General features: G+C 63.7%; 14 protein-coding genes. 10 read left to right on the top strand and 4 right to left on the bottom strand.

Annotated features, from left to right (window positions below):
* Positions 1–92 precede the first annotated feature (92 nt).
* Complete coding sequence (gene amaB / locus A4R29_RS23490; RefSeq protein ID WP_063172998.1) at positions 93–1,607, top strand: L-piperidine-6-carboxylate dehydrogenase; 1,515 nt, start codon at positions 93–95, stop codon at positions 1,605–1,607.
* Positions 1,608–1,669: 62 nt separating this feature from the next.
* On the opposite strand, the gene A4R29_RS23485 is transcribed toward amaB, so the two are convergent.
* The 4 genes from A4R29_RS23485 to A4R29_RS23470 all read right to left on the bottom strand — a co-directional run bounded on the left by A4R29_RS23485 (position 1,670) and on the right by A4R29_RS23470 (position 5,735).
* Positions 1,670–2,530 (bottom strand): hypothetical protein, encoded by an 861-nt coding sequence (locus tag A4R29_RS23485; RefSeq protein WP_024502664.1) that lies wholly within the window; start codon positions 2,528–2,530, stop codon positions 1,670–1,672.
* Positions 2,531–2,916: 386 nt separating this feature from the next.
* Entirely contained in the window at positions 2,917–3,252 is a 336-nt protein-coding gene (locus A4R29_RS23480) for a hypothetical protein (protein WP_013529833.1), read from the bottom strand.
* A gap of 62 nt (positions 3,253–3,314) precedes the next feature.
* On the bottom strand, positions 3,315–4,163 hold the full coding sequence (locus tag A4R29_RS23475; protein WP_013529834.1) for an endonuclease/exonuclease/phosphatase family protein: 849 nt from the start codon (positions 4,161–4,163) through the stop codon (positions 3,315–3,317).
* 108 nt (positions 4,164–4,271) lie between these two features.
* Positions 4,272–5,735, bottom strand: a complete 1,464-nt coding sequence (locus tag A4R29_RS23470; protein WP_063173789.1) for a phospholipase D-like domain-containing protein — start codon at positions 5,733–5,735, stop codon at positions 4,272–4,274.
* A gap of 308 nt (positions 5,736–6,043) precedes the next feature.
* Here A4R29_RS23470 and A4R29_RS33370 point away from each other — a divergent pair, with 308 nt between their 5' ends.
* From A4R29_RS33370 to A4R29_RS23425, 9 genes are all read left to right on the top strand, one after another.
* Entirely contained in the window at positions 6,044–6,244 is a 201-nt protein-coding gene (locus A4R29_RS33370) for a hypothetical protein (RefSeq protein WP_082826544.1), read from the top strand.
* A 614-nt stretch (positions 6,245–6,858) separates the two neighbouring features.
* Complete coding sequence (locus tag A4R29_RS34685; RefSeq protein ID WP_063172997.1) at positions 6,859–7,146, top strand: hypothetical protein; 288 nt, start codon at positions 6,859–6,861, stop codon at positions 7,144–7,146.
* 12 nt (positions 7,147–7,158) lie between these two features.
* On the top strand, positions 7,159–7,674 hold the full coding sequence (locus A4R29_RS23455) for a helix-turn-helix transcriptional regulator (protein ID WP_063173788.1): 516 nt from the start codon (positions 7,159–7,161) through the stop codon (positions 7,672–7,674).
* A gap of 195 nt (positions 7,675–7,869) precedes the next feature.
* Positions 7,870–12,864, top strand: a complete 4,995-nt coding sequence (locus tag A4R29_RS23450) for a beta strand repeat-containing protein (protein ID WP_063172996.1) — start codon at positions 7,870–7,872, stop codon at positions 12,862–12,864.
* A 7-nt stretch (positions 12,865–12,871) separates the two neighbouring features.
* Positions 12,872–13,429, top strand: a complete 558-nt coding sequence (locus A4R29_RS23445) for an invasion associated locus B family protein (protein ID WP_013529840.1) — start codon at positions 12,872–12,874, stop codon at positions 13,427–13,429.
* 13 nt (positions 13,430–13,442) lie between these two features.
* Positions 13,443–14,108: a hypothetical protein gene (locus A4R29_RS23440; protein ID WP_013529841.1), complete on the top strand. Its 666-nt coding sequence runs from the start codon at positions 13,443–13,445 to the stop codon at positions 14,106–14,108.
* A 38-nt stretch (positions 14,109–14,146) separates the two neighbouring features.
* Positions 14,147–14,608 (top strand): DUF4189 domain-containing protein, encoded by a 462-nt coding sequence (locus A4R29_RS23435; RefSeq protein WP_063173787.1) that lies wholly within the window; start codon positions 14,147–14,149, stop codon positions 14,606–14,608.
* Entirely contained in the window at positions 14,593–15,141 is a 549-nt protein-coding gene (locus tag A4R29_RS23430; RefSeq protein ID WP_027161456.1) for an invasion associated locus B family protein, read from the top strand. The genes A4R29_RS23435 and A4R29_RS23430 overlap by 16 nt, the downstream gene beginning before the upstream one ends.
* A 421-nt stretch (positions 15,142–15,562) precedes the next feature.
* Complete coding sequence (locus A4R29_RS23425; protein WP_013529844.1) at positions 15,563–17,011, top strand: TolC family protein; 1,449 nt, start codon at positions 15,563–15,565, stop codon at positions 17,009–17,011.
* The last annotated feature ends 35 nt before the right edge of the window (positions 17,012–17,046 follow it).

The raw sequence follows: 17,046 nt of genomic DNA, 5'->3' as shown, positions 1-17,046 counted from the left end.
ACTGCGCCTGAAGTGCCTTTCGGCACACGGGCGACACGGCGAAGGCTTAACCCAGCGCCATATGATGGCGACGGGATCTGAAAGGGACAAGAATGACGATAGGCAAGGAAACGACCGAACTGCTGGCGAAACTGGGCGTGGCCAAGGAAGCGCTCGTCGGCGGCGACCTGATCGTGCGCAGCCCGGTGACGGGCGAGCAGATCGCGGCGCTGAAGACGATCTCGCCGGCTGACGCGGCCAAGGTGATCGATGCCGCGCACAAGGCCTTCCAGGCCTGGCGCATGGTGCCGGGCCCGCGGCGTGGCGAACTGGTGCGGCTGCTCGGCGAGGAACTGCGCGCGCACAAGGCCGAGCTTGGCCGGCTGGTGTCGATCGAGGTCGGCAAGATCCCGTCCGAGGGGCTCGGCGAAGTGCAGGAGATGATCGACATCTGCGATTTCGCCGTAGGCCTCTCCCGGCAATTGTACGGCCTGACCATCGCCACCGAGCGCCCGGGCCATCGGATGATGGAAACCTGGCATCCGCTCGGCGTCGTCGGCGTCATTTCCGCCTTCAATTTCCCGGTCGCGGTGTGGTCCTGGAATGCCGCCCTGGCGCTGGTCTGCGGCGACGCGGTGGTGTGGAAGCCGTCGGAAAAGACGCCGCTGACCGCACTTGCCTGCGAGGCCATCTTCAAGCGTGCGGTCAAGCGCTTCGGCGCGGACGCACCTGATGGCCTGGCGCCGGTGCTGATCGGCGACCGCGCCGTCGGCGAGATCCTGGTCGATCACCCCAAAGTGCCGTTGGTTTCGGCGACCGGCTCGACCCGCATGGGCCGCGACGTCGGCCCGCGGCTGGCCAAGCGCTTTGCCCGCGCAGTGCTCGAACTCGGTGGCAACAATGCCGGCATCGTCTGCCCGAGCGCCGATCTCGACATGGCGCTGCGCGCGATTGCCTTTGGAGCGATGGGCACGGCCGGCCAGCGCTGCACGACGCTGCGGCGCCTGTTCGTGCATGACAGCGTCTACGACGCCCTGGTTCCGCGCCTCAAGAAGGCTTACGAGAGTGTGTCTGTCGGCAATCCGCTGGAGACCTCCTCGCTGGTCGGGCCACTGATCGACAAGGCGGCATACGAGGCCATGCAGAAGGCGCTGAAGGAAGCCGCCGCCCATGGCGGCAAGGTGACCGGCGGCGCACGGGTCGAGAACGGGCACCCGGATGCCTATTACGTGCACCCGGCGCTGGTCGAGATGCCCAAGCAGGTGGCCCCTGTCACGGAAGAGACCTTCGCGCCGATCCTCTATGTGATGAAATATTCGGATTTCGACGCCGTGCTCGACGAGCACAATGCCGTGGGCGCAGGCCTGTCGTCGTCGATCTTCACGCGCGACCTGCAGGAATCCGAGCGTTTCCTGGGTGTCGACGGATCGGATTGCGGCATTGCCAATGTCAACATCGGTACCTCGGGCGCTGAGATCGGCGGTGCCTTTGGCGGCGAAAAGGAAACCGGCGGCGGCCGCGAGAGCGGCTCCGACGCATGGAAGGCCTATATGCGGCGCGCCACCAACACGGTGAACTATTCCAAGGCGCTGCCGCTCGCCCAGGGCGTGTCGTTCGACATCGACTGAGAACTTCGGGATTTTGATCGCCCGCATTGAAAGGCATCCCCGTTACGGGGATGCCGCACCGATCAGCTTCCAGCCGGCGGAAAACAGGCATTGAAAGCGGTGTCGACGATGGCCAGTTTGGCCGCCTGGACTGTCATGTATTCCTGGTAGAATGTATTCGACACCCACATCACCGAATGGCCGCGCTGGCCGAGCCAGCCGATGCTGCCGAGATTCTCGGCAGCGCGCAGCTTGCGGGCCAGATGGGTCCGCGAGAGCTTGAGCCATTTGGCGAAATCTCCGATCGAAACCACGCTGGTCGGAATCTGGTCCAGGCCGGCGTGATCGGGGTCGATGCCCGACATCAGCCAGTCCATGACGATGCCGCCATTGTTGAGCCAGATGAACAGGGAAAAGGTCTGGTTGGGTTCGCGCACCGGCTTGGAGGCAAGCAGGCCGTCCGCCACCAGAGGCTGCAGCCCGGCAACCATCTCGGGGTGTTCGAGGAACCTGGCCAAGCGGTCAGCGCCGTCGAGGCGATCCAGCGTCCGCAGATGGGCAAGGACCCAGCCGGTAAAGGTCTGCACGGTTGCCGCCGTCGGCTGCAAAGGGTGCGTACGGCCGTCGCCACCCGACACATACTCGGCGATGTGGTAGTGCAGCATCTCCTTGATGAAAGCGTCCGCCGTGTTGCGGCTGGCGACCGCATGCTGGTGCACGAACTCGATGAACCGCGATACCGTCAGTTCCTTGCGGCGGTCGTGCGGATCGCGCCTGAAATGCATGGCGAGGCCGACATGACCCATCAGCCAACGCTGCTGCGTGGCGAAAATGGAAGCCAGGCGAGGGCTCTCCTCATAGATTCGGATCAGCGCCAGGGACTGTTCCTGAACGTAGCGATGCAACGCCGGATGGCCGGCAATATCTTCCAATTTCAGCGCCATCCTCCTGGTGTTCCGGTTCAACTCAAAAAGCCGAGTTGCGCTCCACATTTTTCAGCCTTCCACGGCTGTGTCCAGAGGCACCAAATGCGAAGAGCAAGCCCAACCCGAACACGGGTCGGGCAACGACCGGTCCATGGTGGGATCGGCTAGCCAATTGCCATGCCCTGGGAAGCGCGCCGGTGATCTGCGGCTTGACGGGGATGGTGGAGAGTGAGTTACCGTGCCAAGCGCAATCGCGACAAGATCAGCCAGGTAATCCAGCTGCGCGAACCGCGCCGCGCGTCAGTCGTCTGCAGTAGCGTTTCCAACTGGTCGATGGCGGCATCTCTCGCCACCATACGCGACCAAACCGACCGGCTTTGGCCGGCCGGTTGGTACGATCGGGATCAGCCGCAGACGCGGACCTCTTCGATCACCCTGTGGTGGTGGCGCCAGTGCTTGACCAGTTCGATATGGCAGCGATGATGCCTGTGGTGGCGGCGATATTCGCCGTACCGGTATCCGCCATCGTCATACTGAACGTTCCGGTCGCCATCATACTGATTGTCGGAATAGCGATCCCGGTGGTGACGGCGAATAACGATCCCACTGTCGGAATCGTCATCCGGCAGATATCTGTCGTCGTCGTCGGACTGGATGGTCACGCTTGCCGCTCGCGTCGGCGCAGTGATCGCCGCTGTCGCGGCCAATGCCAACAGGGAAGCCAGAATCAACTTCTTCATCTCGTCCTCCTACACGTTCAAGACATGGTAACTCGCGGAAGAACTGGGCGTTCCGACCAATTTTACACTCTTTGCGACGCGGGAGACATCAAGGCGTTATCGTCCACCCGCTCCAGTCGCACGAAAGCTGTCAGCGGCAGGTGGTCGGAGGCAACGCGTGAAAGCGGCGTGTCATGCGCGTCGATGGCGGCAATCATGCCATGCCGGTTGGCCATGATCCGGTCGAGCGCCAGCAGCGGCAGGTTCGACGGGAAGGTGGGGACCGCCGGCGGCTGCGGGCCGAACGTCGCATGCAGCGTGTTGAGAGCGGAGCGGTTGCCAAGCCGCCATTCGTTGAGGTCGCCGAGCAGCAGGGTCGGTCTTTCGTCCGGGCTGTTCATCAGGTCGAGCACGACGCGCGCCTGCTGGGAGCGCGAGCGGCGCAGCAGGCCAAGATGGGCGGCGATGATGCGCAGCGTCCGGCTTCCATCGAGGTCGATCTCCGCCACCACCGCGCCGCGCGGCTCCAGCCCCGGAAGCTTGATCTGGTGCACGTCGCGAACGACGCCCTTCTTGAACAGCAAGACGTTGCCATGCCAGCCATGGCCCTTGCCGGTAGCGGAAATCGGCACCGGAACCAGTCCGGTTTCCCGTTCGAGCCGGGGCAGGTCGAGAAGACCATCACGGTCGCCGAAGCGGTTGTCGGCTTCCTGCAGGGCAATGACATCCGGATCGATTTCGCGGATGACGCGGATGGTCCGGTCCGGATCGAACTTCCTGTCGACGCCGATGCATTTGTGGACATTGTAGGAGGCAACCAGCGTGCCGGTGGTGGCTGTCGTCTTGAGTGCGGCGGCGTTAGCTTTCTGCATCCGGCGGTCACGAAGGGACAGAAGCATGCTTGCCGGGAGGCTGCGTCCAATTCTGTGCATCTGTGCTGCTCGTTCTCGCTGGCTTCAATTCAGAAGCCGGATACAGTCAAAATAGGCAATTTCGGCGTATGTTCCATGACAGACGAGTTCCTCAAGCGCATCTCCGCCTTAGAGATAGGGTGAACCGAGCCACAATGCCCGGTCGAACAGCCTGATAAGGAACGGCCGGGCGCGCAATGCTTCCAGCGTTACCGGCACGGCGGAGGCAATCGCCGACCCGATCCGCGCCTCGATCTCGCTGGCAAAGCCGGCATCGAGCACCTCCAAGTCGATCTCGAAATTGAGCCGCAGCGATCGGGCGTCAAGATTGGAAGATCCGACATAGGCCCACACGCCGTCGATCGAAAGCAGCTTCGAATGGTCGAATGGTCCCTCGGTTCGCCAGACACGGCAATAGTGTTTGAGCACCTGATCGAACTGCGCCATCATCGCGCGGTCGACGAGGAAAAGATTGTTCACCGCCGGCACCACGATGTCTATCTCGACCCCGCGCCTGCCGGCGGTGATCAGGGCGCTGATCAGTTCCCGATCCGGCAGGAAATAGGGCGACATCACGCGTATGGACTTGCGGGCGACCGAGAACGCACCGATCAGCAGCTTGTGGTTGGTCTCGTTGCTGGCATCCGGGCCGGAAGCGACTGCCCGCACCATCATCGGTGCGCCTGGCGATGGCGACAGCGGGGCAATGCGCCAGGCGTCGCCCTTCAGCGCCTCGTTGGTGGCGAAGCGCCAGTCTTCGGCGGCGACCGAAAAGAGGTCGGCGACGATCGGGCCGGTCACCCGGAAATGTGTGTCCCTGGCGCTGTTGGAGCCGGCGAATTCGGCGGAGAAGCCTTTGCGGATGTTCATGCCGCCGGTGAAGGCGGCGATGCCGTCCACCACCAGGATCTTCCGGTGGGTCCTCAGATTGGCGTAGGGCAGGCGCAGGCCCATGACGATGTTGCCGTTGAAGACGTCGGCGGGGATGTTGGCCTCGCGCAAATGCCCCAGGATGCTCGGCACCGAGTAGCGGGCGCCGACGGCATCGATCAGCACGCGGACGGTGACGCCGCGCCGGACGGCGCCGGCCAGCGCCTCGACGAAGAGCAGGCCGACGGCGTCATTGTCGAAAATATAGGTCTCGAGCAGGACGCTGCGCTCGGCGCCGTCGATCGCCGCGCACATGGCGGCATAGGCCTCGTCGCCGGTCTCCAGCACATCGATTGCGTTTCCAGGGTTGAGCGCGCGCCGCGCCACCCTGTCGCCGAGTGTCCGCAAGCCCGTGAACCGTTGCCCGTATCGCTCGACGATCAGGGCCTCTTCGACAGCGACGTCGCGCTCATGCTTGGCGGACACCACGCCGTCGGCAAACGGGCGCTGGGCGGTGATCGTGGCACGGCGGATGCGATTGATGCCGGCGACGGCGTAGATCAGCACGCCGAGGATCGGGGACAGCACCATCACGCCGACCCAGCCGGTGGCGGCGCGCACATCTTCCTTGGTCATGACGGCATGGACGATGCCGACCGTCGCCATCGCCACGGAGATGATCGCCAGAATTTGCGGCCAGTGAGTCGCCAGGGTCGCCAACATGCCGAGACTATCCAGCGAGCGGTTGCAGAAGGCAATGCGGCCGGTCCTGCCGCGCATTCGCCGGATGGTGGCATGCGGCCCTGGCCGAAGGTTTCGACCAGCCGCAGAGATTGATGGGTAGAAGCTTCCCAACGGACCCTGTTCAGAAGGACAAACCTGACCTAGCGGAAGCATAGAGCCTGGCATCATCCTGTTCTGCTCAGAGCCTCCGAAGCCTCTTATGCTTTGGTGCGACCTCTATTGTATATCAGGATGAATGAACTTAATGATATGAACACTTTGATTGATGGCGAGGGGGGCGCCTAACGATGAAATTCAACTTCGATGAACCTCCCGGCGATGACATAGTTGCCGACACGTCGGCAGAATGCCAACGCCAATTGCTGCCTCTCGTCCGCGAGATCGTCCAGGCGGCCGTCGCTGCCGGATGGAGCGAGGAGGACGTTCTTCTGGGGTTTGTCGAACTTGCATGGGATTTGTATGAGAATCGTCGCGACGATCTGCAATGACCGGTAGCCAATCTGGTAGCTCTGCATTGCTGGCGGTGTCGCGGCTTTTGCGTCGGCAGCTTTTCGCGATAGGAATTTTTTCTTGACACGGTGATCTCAGCTAAGGTATATATTCGTGCATGGTGCTGATTTGCGCCAGTGACCCGCCGAGCAGGCGGGTTTTTCGTTTGATGCTCCGTCAGCCAATGCGCCGAAGGGTCCAAAGGAACCTGTTGACCCGTAGTCGCGACCTAAAGGCCTGGGTTCCTCGCCCCGAGGGGCTTTTATCCCGAACAAAATTTTTTGTTTGCGTACGGATGTTATTCACTATCCGCAGCATGTGCGTTACGTTGGATCCGGGTCGGGCTAAGGGGGATTTCAGGCGACAGACAAGCGGCTGAGGCCAGGCAATGGAAAATACGGACGATGCTCGGGAAGGCGGCAATTCCCAGGGCGTCAATCGAGAACGGACAGCTCGATATGTCCTGGACATAATCCCTGAAAGCGCAGGCCCCTGGAGGGCCACCGCGGCGCGGAGTGTCATAGACTCAGCCCGCGATCCCGTCTCGCAGACATTCCCGGCCAAAGAGCATTCCACTGGAATTGCGCTGCGGCCCGCACGCCGATCGAGAGCCTTGCTCGGCAGCGACCGGATCACGCGGTACGATACGCCGACCGGATGTCGCGTCGTCAATCCGGCGGGTGTCGATAGCAAGCCGGCCTGGTCCCTGACCCGGGAGAACGCCGTCGTTTCCATCGCTCCCGAAGCGCTGGCGCAATTGGCCGTGCATGAATTCGATCTCGCCGAACTTGATCCGCCTGCTTTCGGCACGGTCGACCCGGCCGATCTGCTGCGCACCCACCCAGGCCGCAACAGGCGCCTTGCGGCGTTTTCCAGAATACATCTTGGAACGCTCTCATGAATGGGGTTGGCGATGCCGGTCGGCTTCGATCAATCACGAATTGTTTTTCAGGGGAACGCGGAAGGAAGCCTAGGGTTGAACCTCATCCGGGACGAATCAGGAGGCCAAGAAATGCCGGGTGAGGATGGTGTCCCCGGACCGGTTTCCGGATCCAATTCGCGACAATCGACGCTCAACGCAAAAGGCGGGCTTTCCGTCCGCGCCGCGAGCCGCGTGCGGCAATTCCTGGACGAGAACTTTACGCGCAAGCTGGCGCTTGCCGAGATGGCCGCGGTTTGCGGTCTTTCACCCTATCATTTTGTGCGGGCTTTCTCGAGGACGTTCGGGATGCCGCCGCATCAGTACGTGCTCGGTCTGCGGCTGGATTTCGCTGAAAGGTTGCTTGCCGACAGCGGCATGACGATCGCCGACATCGCTCACTCCAGCGGATTTTCGAGCCAGAGCCATTTTACCACCGTGATGAAGAAATACCGGCAGATGACGCCGCTGCAGGCGCGGATGGGAAAGCTTAGCGCCAAGTTTAGATGAGACGGCGCTTAGGGAGTTGCTTGATTACTTGATTCTAAAGCATTGGCAGGGGTAACGAGCCGTTAACCTATGCCGGTTTGCTCGCCTCTTTTCTGACAAGACAGCAATATCGTGAAATACCGCACGCAGGAATCATGTCTTCCTGCGATGGAGCGGAATTGTCAGATATTTCGTGCCGGCCAGCGGAGAGGGACCATGACCGACAACCAGATTTCGAACGGCCAGATTTCGAGCGGTTCGTTTGTTCGGCGTCGCACAGCGCATTTCGCGGGGCAGTGGATCGCGGGGGCCGATCATGGTTCGCGCTCGGTTCGCCGCCGCCTGATGGCCGTGCTGCGCATGGCGCATAGCGTGCTCGGCATGGGGCGCAGGCGCCTTGGCCTGGGAACGCTCGGCGTCGGCGGGATGTCGGCGGCGGTCGCGGTGCTGAGCGCCTTCGCGATCGGCATGGCTGCGACGCCGGCCCTGGCGCAATATCAGGCCGGTGGCGGTTCGGCGACCGGCGGCAACGCCGTAGCCATCGGTAACGGCACCGCGACGAATGGCAATAACAGCGTGGCGTTGGGCAGTTCCAACAGTGCAACGGGCGACGGCACGATCGCCATCGGCTATGCGATGGGTGTCAATGGCCTCAATTCCATAGGCATAGGCGTCTTCGCAGGCGCAACTGGCGTCAATGCCCTCGCCCTGGGCGGAAACGCCCATGCCAACGGGGACGCGGCAAGCGCCATTGGCGTCAATTCGGTTGCAACCACAGGCGCGGCCGCCTTTGGCAATAATGCGCGTGCCGACGGAGTGAGCTCGACGGCGATCGGCTATGTTACCCGGGCGACCGGGCTGCGCGCCACCGCGCTTGGGTTTCAGGCAAACGCATCGGGATTGGATGCCTTCGCCCAGGGCAACTCGGCCAGCGCAAGCAACCAGAATGCCATCGCTATCGGCTTTCAGGCGGTGGCGTCCGATATCAACGCTATCAACATCGGCGGACGCACTCTTGCAGGAGCGGGCGCTACTGCACAGGGCGCCATCGCTCTTGGTACGGATGTGGTGGCATCCCAGGTAAGAAGCGTCGCCATAGGCGTCCTGACCAAAGCAACGGGAACGGGCGCAACGGCGATGGGCAACACCGCCAGCGCCTGGGGCAACCAGTCGATCGCGTTCGGTGTCGGCGCGCAGGCAGGCGTGCAGGCCAACACGGCCCTGCCTAACAGCATCGCCATCGGCACCAATTCGCTCTCTTCCGGCGCTTTCGCCACCGCGATGGGCGCAACCTCGGTTGCGAGTGGCTCAGCCAGCACGGCGATTGGCAACACGGCCGTTGCCAGCGGCGCAAACGCCTCTTCATTCGGGTCCGGGACGATCGCGGCAGGCGACAATTCTCTCGCTGCCGGCGTCAGCGCCAGCTCGGCCGGCGCGCAATCGGTGGCGCTTGGCAACCAGGCCAATGCGCAGACAGGCGCGGCAATCGCGATCGGCGCCCAGGCGACCGCCTCCGGCGGCGTCCCCGGCGCTGGGGCGATCGCCATGGGCATCGGCGCCAATGCGGTTGCCACCGGCAGCGGTTCACCGACCGCCATCGGCGCTTTCGCCAATGCGAGCGGCGCTTCGGGCACGGCGCTTCCCGGCGGCTTCACATCCTTCGAAGCGACCGCGATCGGCAACAGCTCGGTCGCCACGGGGCAGGGCGGCACGGCTGTCGGCGTCGCGAGCAAGGCAACGGGCACCTGGTCCACCGGCCTCGGCTTGAGCAGCACTGCGTCGGGCGTCAACGCGACCGCGGTCGGCGTCCTGTCCAGCGCGACGGGAAACAATACCCTCGCGGCCGGCATCAACTCCGGTGCCAGCGGAGCCGGCAGTACCGCGCTCGGCAACGGTGCCCGAACCACCGCCCTGAATGCCGTCGCTGTCGGCGCTGGGACAAGTGCGTCCGGGATAAACTCCGTCTATGTCGGCCAGAGCAGCTTTGCGACAAGCGCCAGCGGACAGAGCGCCATCGCCGTCGGCACGGACGTGACGTCATCCGGAGACGACGCGATCGCGATGGGACGCGAAAGCTTTGCGACTGCAACCAACGCCATCGCGGTCGGTCTCCAGTCCTTTGCTGAGACCGCCGACTCCGTCGCCATCGGCACCAGGGCGTTCGCAAGCGGGGGGAAGGCCGTCGCAATCGGCGCCGACAACGTCGCTTACGGCGACGGCGCGGTTTCGATCGGCGATCCCAGCTACGCCAGCGGCACCGGCGCCTTCACCGGCGGCGCCAACAACATCGCCAACAGCGACGGCACGGCGACGGCCACCGCCGCCAATATGGCCAACGGCGCTGTCGCCATCGGCAACAGCAACAAGGCGATCGGGCAAGGCTCGGTGGCGCTGGGCAACGGCTCGACGGCGGGCGCAGCCGGCCTCGCCGGGAACGTCGCACTGGGCGATGGCGCGACGGCGGCGGCAAGCTCCGGCGATGTCGCGCTCGGTTCGGGCTCGGTCACCACTACGGCGGTCGGCACGGCCAGCGGTGTGGTCAACGGAACGACCTACGCCTTCCAGGGCACCAATCCGACCTCGACGGTCAGTATCGGTGCACCAGGCGCGGAGCGCACCATTACCAATCTGGCGGCGGGGCGGATCAGCGCGCTCTCGACCGACGCCATCAACGGCTCGCAGCTCTTCGCCACCAACCAGGCGGTGGACGCCATCGGCGTCACGCTCAACAACATCAATGTCGGCGGCGGCATCAAGTACTTCCACGCCAACTCGACGCTGGCGGATTCCCAGGCACTGGGAACCGATTCCGTCGCCGTCGGCCCGAATGCGGTGGCCAACAATGCCGGCGATGTGGCGATCGGCCTGAATTCCACGTCTGGCGCAACGACAAATGTCGCCGGAACGACGATCGGCGGTGTCAACTACACCTTCGCGGGCACCACGCCGGCCGGCGCTTTCTCTGTCGGGTCGGCGGGAGCCGAGCGCCAGATCCAGAACGTCGCGGCCGGACAGTTGAACGGCGGCTCGACGGACGCGGTCAACGGCTCGCAGCTCTTCGCCACCAACCAGCAGGTGACGCAGAACACCACCGATATCGCCAATATTGGCAGTGGCGTCACCAATCTCGGCAACACGTTCAACAACATCGCCGGCGACACCTCGACGGCCTATACCGATGCCAACGGCATAGGCATCCGCTACGCCCGCACCAACGAGGCCGGGCTGGCGCAGACCGATTCCTTCGCCCAAGGCGTCGGGTCCACAGCGGTCGGTTACAATGCGACCGCGACCGGCATCAGCGCGCTGTCGCTCGGCCGCGACAGCAAGGCCAGCATCGACGGCAGCGTGGCGCTGGGCTCGGGTTCGATCTCCGATCGCGCGATCGCTCCGGCCACCGGCCAGATCGCGGCCGGTCCGTCCAACTTCATCCAGTACAACACGAGCGACAAGACGCTGCTCGGCGCCGTTTCGGTCGGCGATGTCAACTCCTACCGGCAGATCACCAACGTGGCCGACGGCACGCAGGACCAGGACGCAGTGACGGTGCGCCAGCTCGCCGGCGCCATCGCTGCCGTATCGGTTACCTCGACGAAATACTTCCACGCCAATTCGGCGGCGGGCGACTCGCTCGCAGTCGGCGCGGAATCGGTCGCGGTCGGCCCGACGACTGTCGTCAACGGCGACAATGGCATCGGCATCGGCAATGGCGCCATCGTCGACCTGACAGCGCCCGGCGGAACGGCCATCGGCCAGAACGCCCATGTGTTGCTGGCCGACGGCCTGGCGCTCGGCACCAATTCGCTGGCGTCCGGTGTCCAGTCGGTGGCGCTCGGCGCCGGCGCCCAGAGCACCTTCATCAACAGCGTGGCGCTCGGTGCGCAATCCATCACCACGGTCGGCGCGCAGGCCGGCTACACGGCCTTCGCGCTCGCCGGTCCGCAGACCTCGGTCGGCGAGGTGTCGATCGGCGCCGCCGGTGCCGAACGCAAGCTCACCAATGTCGCGGCGGGCTCGGCCGACACCGACGGCGTCAACGTCTCGCAGTTGCGCGGCGTGACGAAAAACGTCACCGACCTGTTCGGCGGCGTTACCACGATCAATCCCGACGGCTCGATCACCGGCCCGACCTACACTATCCAGGGCAACAACTACTCGACCGTCTATGACGGCCTGACGGCCGTCGACAATGCCCTGACCACCATCAGCAATGGCGGCGGCATCAAATACTTCCACGCCAATTCGACGCTGGCCGACAGCATCGCCGGCGGCACCAACGCGGTGGCGATCGGGCCGGAAAGCGTGGCGAGCGGCGCCGAGAGCGTGGCTGCGGGCCATGGCTCGACGGCTACCGGGGCGGGCGCCGTCGCGCTCGGCCAGGGTGCGCAGGCCAACAACGCCAACGATGTGGCGCTCGGCTCCGGCTCGGTGACGCAGACAGCCGTCGGCACCTCCAGCACCGTCATCGGCGGCAAGACCTACACCTTCGCCGGAACGACTCCGACCGGAACCGTCAGCGTCGGCGATGCCGGCGCCGAGCGGACGATCACCAACGTCGCCGCCGGGCGCGTCGATGCCGGCAGCACGGATGCGATCAACGGCTCGCAGCTCTACGCCACCAACACGGCGATCGAGGATTTGAAAGCCGGCGTCGGAAACCTCACCCAGAACGCGGTGACCTATGACGCCCCGGGCGGCGTCAAGTCGAACACCATCACGCTGCAGGGTGGCGACGTCAACGCCCCGGTCGTCATCTCCAATGTCGGCCCCGGCGTCAAAGGGACCGATGCGGTCAATGTCGACCAGATGAACCAGGGCCTGACCGCCGGCAAGAGCTATACGGACAACCGCGTGGCTTACGCTATCGATACGTCCAACGACTACACCGACAAGGTAGCCGCCACGACCCTGCAGCAGGCCAACGACTATACCGACCAGAAGCTCGGCCAGCTCAATTCGGACATCAACGGCATCCGCGACGAGGCCCGGCAGGCGGCCGCGATAGGTCTCGCCGCCGCCTCGCTGCGCTACGACGACCGGCCCGGAAAGCTGAGCGTCGCGGCGGGTGGCGGCCTCTGGCGCGACGCCGGCGCATTCGCCTTCGGTGCGGGCTACACCAGCGAGGACGGCCGCATCCGCGGCAACCTGTCGGGCACGGCAGCGGGTGGGCATGTCGGCGTCGGCGCCGGCATCAGCTTCACCTTGAACTGAGGCAGGGATGAAAGGACTTGTTGCCCTGACCTGCCTGGCGCTTTGCGGCGGCCTCGTGCCGGCCGCCGGGCAGGTCGCGTCGACCTACAGGATCAAGCCTTCGGATGTGGTGCTCCCGCCCGAGGTGAAGCTCGGAGACTACCAGCGCACCATACGCCCATTCGACAACTGGACGCTGATCTGCGACGAGAACCTCAAAGCCCGCAAGAAGGTCTGCAACGTCTCGCAGATCATCGAGGACGCGTCCGGCAAGATGGCCTTCAGCTGGTCGCTTGCCGCCACCCAGGACGGCAAGCCGTACATGATCCTGCGCACCGCCCCGAACGCCAGGAGCGATGGCCTTGTGTCCGTGAAATTCGATGGACAGAAGCAGCCGATCGACGTGCAGCTGAACGGCTGCAACGAAATGGTCTGTGTCGGCATGTTGCCGGTCGGCCCCGTCATGCGCCGGCAGATATCGCAGAACGCGACGCCGGCGATCTCCTACTCGACGGTCGATGGGCAGACGATCACCGTTACCGCAACGCTCAAGGGGCTGTCAGACGCCCTTTCACCACTCAAATAACCGAGGCGCCACCATGAGCCAGCAGGACCAGTTCACGTCCGCCAAACGCACTCCGAGCGTCGAGGCGGATCGGCAGAGGCGGGCCGAGCCCCCAAGGCGCTGGCCACGCGCGGCCGGATATTCACTGCTGGGATTGGTCGTGGCGGGGCTTGGCTTCGCCGCCGGGAATTACGCCGCGGTCGCCAATCTGGTCGGCGGCGCGACGGCCGCACCTGCAGCAACAGCGGCGGCCCCCGTGCTTCCGGACACGCCCTTCCTCGAGCATGTCAAGCAGGCCGGTGTGCAGGCCTGCTCGACCGTCTATCCAGTGCTCGGACAGATCCTGACGACCGGCACGAAATACAGCGTCAAATCCCTGTGGAACGACCAGGCCGCCGACAAGCACGCCATCCAGGCCTTTGTCGGCATGGACTATGCGTCGGAACGCTATAGCGGCCCGGCCGCCGGCATCGTCTTCGCATCGCCCACCGCCACGGGTTGCGAAGGGGCGATGGTGCGGGTGGCGCCATTCGCCAGCCCGTGCGCCGACATCCCATCCATCCTGCCGCAGGGCAGCAAGATCACCGACCATCTCGGGCAGGTCGAGGTCTACGAGCTCGGCGGCAATGCCGGTGAAGCGCTTCTCCTGCCGACGGGCAAAAGCTGTGTGGTGATCTCCCTTGCTTCGGCGGCGAAGTAGGACGCGAAGCGAGTGAGGTCAAGGAAAGGATGCCGACCATGAGATTGCAGGCTTTGGCAGTTTTGGGCTTGACCTTTTTGTGGAGCGGACAAGTCGTCTCAGCCGACCTTGTGGCCCCATCGGAACCGCAACAGGAGGAAAAAGGCATATGGGCGGCCATTGCCTATTCGCAGGCCGATAGCAAATACGGCTTCTTCTGGGGCGCCGACAAGCGGCAGGAAGCGAAGGACATCGCACAGAAATATTGCGAGAACGCAGGCGGAAAGGCCTGCAACGTCGTCACCGTCTTCCGCAACCATCGCCATTGGAATGATGACGACGAGACCGGCTTTCCCTACAAGCACTGCGGTGCGCTTGCCGTGGCAGACAAAGTGGAGAACCGTTTCACGCCCTGGGGCGTGAACTCGGCCGAGACCCGTCGGGAAGCGGAGGATCTCGCTTTGCAGGCCTGCGAGGCGACGGGAGAGAAATGCAAGATCCGCGAATGGGTCTGCACATGAAGCTTGGCCCGAAGGCCGTCTCCGCATGTGGAGCAATTCTATTCTCATTGATGTCGCCGGCGTCTGCCCAGCAACAGGTGGCGGCTGTCCCGGATGGACCCTCATCGCTGCGTGAGGTCTATCAGGACTGGAGCGTGACCTGTTCGGTACGGGAAAAGGCGAGAGTGTGCTCGCTTGCGCAAGACCAGGTCCAGCAGAACGGGCAGAGGCTTCTTGCCATGGAGATCGCGGCACGCCCGGACGGTTCGACGACGGCTACCCTGCTTCTGCCCTTCGGCATCCTCCTTGATCCGGGCGTGACGCTGCAGATCGACGATCAACCGCCGCTGTCCCCGCAGCGCTTCAGGACCTGCCTGCCGACGGGTTGCGTCTCCGTCTTTACGGTCGATCGGCCGACGCTTGGAAAGCTGAGGGGAGGCTCGGTGCTGAAGCTCAATGTCACGACGGACGCCGAGACCCCGCTGAGCTTCCCTGTGTCGCTTCGCGGCCTGACCGCGGCGCTCGACCGCATGGTGGCGTTGAGCGCAAATTAGGGTGCGCGCTGACCAGCTTTTGGCCGCAGTGAGCCACATGAAACGTACGCCGGCCGCCGCGATGGAGTATTTTTGGACGCGGCATCCAAAGGGGCGTGCCTGAAAAAGGGCTCAACTTCAGGTTGGATCATCGACAGCCGCTATCCGAACCGGCCATGATTCTGGCCATACCGGCCCACTGGCCTGCCGTTTTTTGTGCTTTCCCACTGAATGCGGCGTCCGGATACAACCGCAGCGAGCCGACGTTATGTGCTATTTTTGCTACATCTCGCAGCCTTGTTGCCCAAAAAGGCTATTTAGCGATCTCTAAATCAATAATCGCTCACATATTTCGTGAATCTGTGAATAATCCACCGACGGGCAGGCCTTGGCTTGGTTAGCGCTCTGAAAAGGACGCTGGGGAAACGTTAGGGTGGGATTAATGAATACGACAAACATGTCGACCATAGGCAGGCGCCTTGGTCTTTTGATGGCGGCCACTATGCTGACCTGCGGCAGTGCTCACGCGCTCACGCTCAAGGAGGCGATGGCTGTCGCGGTGGAGTCCAATCCCGAGATTGGACAGGCGATCGAAAATCGCGAAGCCATCGAGTTCGAGTTGCGGCAGGCCAAGGGCCTTTATCTTCCCAGTGTCGATGTCGAGGCATCGGCTGGCGTTCGCCGGCTCGACAATCCGTCCCGGCGCTCTCTTTCCATCGAAGGCGATGCGCTCTATCCGGCTGAAACGGATCTTACCGTTTCGCAGACGCTTTATGACAGCGGCGGAAGGCGGGCCGAATTGAACCGTCAGGCATCGCGCGTCGACGGCGCTTCGTTCCGCGTTCTGGAACGGTCCGAATTCATCGGGTTGTCCGTTGTCCAGGACTATCTGGAATACATGCTGCAGGCCTCGATCGTTGCCGAAGCGAAGAAAAATCTCGGCTTCCACCAGGCAATTCTCGGCGACATCCGGCAAGGCATCTCGGGCGGCGCGCTGAACGAGGCCGACCGGCAACAGGCCGAGGAACGGCTGTTCGCCGCCAAGGCGCGCATGCAGGAGGCGACCGAGGAACTGGAAGCGGCCAAGATCCGCTTCTTCAAAACCGTCGGAAAGCCACTGACCAGCCCTTCGAGGCCTGGCGATGTTTCGGCCGCACTCCCGCGCTCGCTCGACGACGCGATAGGGTTGGCGCGGGAAAGCAATCCGCGCGTACACATGGCCAACAGCGACATCGACGCGGCGGCCTCCCTCGTGGACGCTGCGCGGGCAAAATTTGGCCCCTCCATCATCGCTGAAGGTCGGGCCCGGGCAGGAACCGACATTGACGGCGACGATGGCGACACCACCGACCTGCAGGCGCGCGTGGTCCTGCGCTGGAACCTCTACCGCGGTGGCATCGACAAGGCCAACGAGCAGGAACAGATCCGCCGCACCAGTGAACAGCGTCTCGCGCTGCATCAGGTCCAGCGTGAAATCGAGGAAGCCGTTCGCACCTCATGGGATCGCCGTTTCCGGCAAGCCGATCTGGCAAAGACCCTGAGGCAACAAGCCGCTGCCAATGAGAAGCTGGTTGCTTCCTATCGCGAGCAGTTCAAGGTCGGACAGCGCTCGCTGCTCGACGTGCTCGATGCGCAGAATACACGGTTCAACACGGCAACGCTGGCGGATACCGCGTCCTACGCATCGCTGTTTGCCCAGTACCGGCTCCTGGCCGCGACCGGACAGTTGCTGAAAACGATGAATCTCGAGCCGGCAAAGCAAGCGACGGCCTATGCACGCACCGAGTTCGCAGCACCGGAAACCGCGGACACAGAAACCTATGCGCGGACGCCATCGGAGCAGAAGAACGACCTGCCATTCGATATTCTCGCTCCGGTGAGGAAGAAATAGGACAGCACAAGGTCCAGCGAGCGTCCTGACGGGCA

The sequence above is a fragment of the Mesorhizobium ciceri biovar biserrulae genome (assembly GCF_001618845.1).
Taxonomy (GTDB): domain Bacteria; phylum Pseudomonadota; class Alphaproteobacteria; order Rhizobiales; family Rhizobiaceae; genus Mesorhizobium; species Mesorhizobium ciceri.
This window is presented reverse-complemented; position numbering and strand designations above follow the sequence as displayed.

Coding starts and splice junctions, on each gene's coding strand:
- A4R29_RS23480 (WP_013529833.1), bottom strand. CDS start 3,252: ATGAAGAAGTTGATTCTGGCTTCCCTGTTGGCATTGGCCGCGACAGCG.
- A4R29_RS23435 (WP_063173787.1), top strand. CDS start 14,147: ATGAGATTGCAGGCTTTGGCAGTTTTGGGCTTGACCTTTTTGTGGAGC.
- A4R29_RS23450 (WP_063172996.1), top strand. CDS start 7,870: ATGACCGACAACCAGATTTCGAACGGCCAGATTTCGAGCGGTTCGTTT.
- amaB (WP_063172998.1), top strand. CDS start 93: ATGACGATAGGCAAGGAAACGACCGAACTGCTGGCGAAACTGGGCGTG.
- A4R29_RS23445 (WP_013529840.1), top strand. CDS start 12,872: ATGAAAGGACTTGTTGCCCTGACCTGCCTGGCGCTTTGCGGCGGCCTC.
- A4R29_RS23485 (WP_024502664.1), bottom strand. CDS start 2,530: ATGGCGCTGAAATTGGAAGATATTGCCGGCCATCCGGCGTTGCATCGC.
- A4R29_RS23470 (WP_063173789.1), bottom strand. CDS start 5,735: ATGTTGGCGACCCTGGCGACTCACTGGCCGCAAATTCTGGCGATCATC.
- A4R29_RS23430 (WP_027161456.1), top strand. CDS start 14,593: ATGGGTCTGCACATGAAGCTTGGCCCGAAGGCCGTCTCCGCATGTGGA.
- A4R29_RS33370 (WP_082826544.1), top strand. CDS start 6,044: ATGAAATTCAACTTCGATGAACCTCCCGGCGATGACATAGTTGCCGAC.
- A4R29_RS23440 (WP_013529841.1), top strand. CDS start 13,443: ATGAGCCAGCAGGACCAGTTCACGTCCGCCAAACGCACTCCGAGCGTC.
- A4R29_RS23455 (WP_063173788.1), top strand. CDS start 7,159: ATGCCGGTCGGCTTCGATCAATCACGAATTGTTTTTCAGGGGAACGCG.
- A4R29_RS23425 (WP_013529844.1), top strand. CDS start 15,563: ATGAATACGACAAACATGTCGACCATAGGCAGGCGCCTTGGTCTTTTG.
- A4R29_RS23475 (WP_013529834.1), bottom strand. CDS start 4,163: ATGCACAGAATTGGACGCAGCCTCCCGGCAAGCATGCTTCTGTCCCTT.